The organism is Kosakonia oryzendophytica (assembly GCF_900094925.1).
GTDB classification, from domain to species: Bacteria; Pseudomonadota; Gammaproteobacteria; order Enterobacterales; family Enterobacteriaceae; genus Kosakonia; species Kosakonia oryzendophytica.
Genome location: NZ_FMAY01000030.1, coordinates 1 through 1378 on the forward strand (window position 1 = coordinate 1; position 1378 = coordinate 1378).

At 52.9% G+C, this 1378-nt stretch carries 1 rRNA gene; it reads right to left on the reverse strand.

From position 1 onward, the window contains the following. Nucleotides 1-56: 56 nt before the first annotated feature. Nucleotides 57-1378: ribosomal RNA gene (locus tag GA0061071_RS23190) — 23S ribosomal RNA — on the reverse strand; the annotation flags it as partial.

A 1378-nucleotide genomic window follows, 5' to 3' on the forward strand; every position in this document is an offset into this window, starting at 1 on the left:
TAATCTGTATCAGGCTGATTATTGTCTCTCTTCCGCCAAAACATCTTCGGCGTTGTAAGGTTAAGCCTCACGGTTCATTAGTACCGGTTAGCTCAACGCATCGCTGCGCTTACACACCCGGCCTATCAACGTCGTCGTCTTCAACGTTCCTTCAGGAGACTTAAAGTCTCAGGGAGAACTCATCTCGGGGCAAGTTTCGTGCTTAGATGCTTTCAGCACTTATCTCTTCCGCATTTAGCTACCGGGCAGTGCCATTGGCATGACAACCCGAACACCAGTGATGCGTCCACTCCGGTCCTCTCGTACTAGGAGCAGCCCCCCTCAATTCTCCAGCGCCCACGGCAGATAGGGACCGAACTGTCTCACGACGTTCTAAACCCAGCTCGCGTACCACTTTAAATGGCGAACAGCCATACCCTTGGGACCTACTTCAGCCCCAGGATGTGATGAGCCGACATCGAGGTGCCAAACACCGCCGTCGATATGAACTCTTGGGCGGTATCAGCCTGTTATCCCCGGAGTACCTTTTATCCGTTGAGCGATGGCCCTTCCATTCAGAACCACCGGATCACTATGACCTGCTTTCGCACCTGCTCGCGCCGTCACGCTCGCAGTCAAGCCAGCTTATGCCATTGCACTAACCTCCTGATGTCCGACCAGGATTAGCTGACCTTCGTGCTCCTCCGTTACGCTTTAGGAGGAGACCGCCCCAGTCAAACTACCCACCAGACACTGTCCGCAACCCGGTTCACGGGTCCACGTTAGAACATCAAACATTAAAGGGTGGTATTTCAAGGTTGGCTCCACGCAGACTGGCGTCCACGCTTCAAAGCCTCCCACCTATCCTACACATCAAGGCTCAATGTTCAGTGTCAAGCTATAGTAAAGGTTCACGGGGTCTTTCCGTCTTGCCGCGGGTACACTGCATCTTCACAGCGAGTTCAATTTCACTGAGTCTCGGGTGGAGACAGCCTGGCCATCATTACGCCATTCGTGCAGGTCGGAACTTACCCGACAAGGAATTTCGCTACCTTAGGACCGTTATAGTTACGGCCGCCGTTTACCGGGGCTTCGATCAAGAGCTTCTCCTTACGGATAACCCCATCAATTAACCTTCCGGCACCGGGCAGGCGTCACACCGTATACGTCCACTTTCGTGTTTGCACAGTGCTGTGTTTTTAATAAACAGTTGCAGCCAGCTGGTATCTTCGACTGATTTCAGCTCCACGGGTAAACCGCTTCACCTACATATCAGCGTGCCTTCTCCCGAAGTTACGGCACCATTTTGCCTAGTTCCTTCACCCGAGTTCTCTCAAGCGCCTTGGTATTCTCTACCTGACCACCTGTGTCGGTTTGGGGTACGATTTCGTGTTACCTG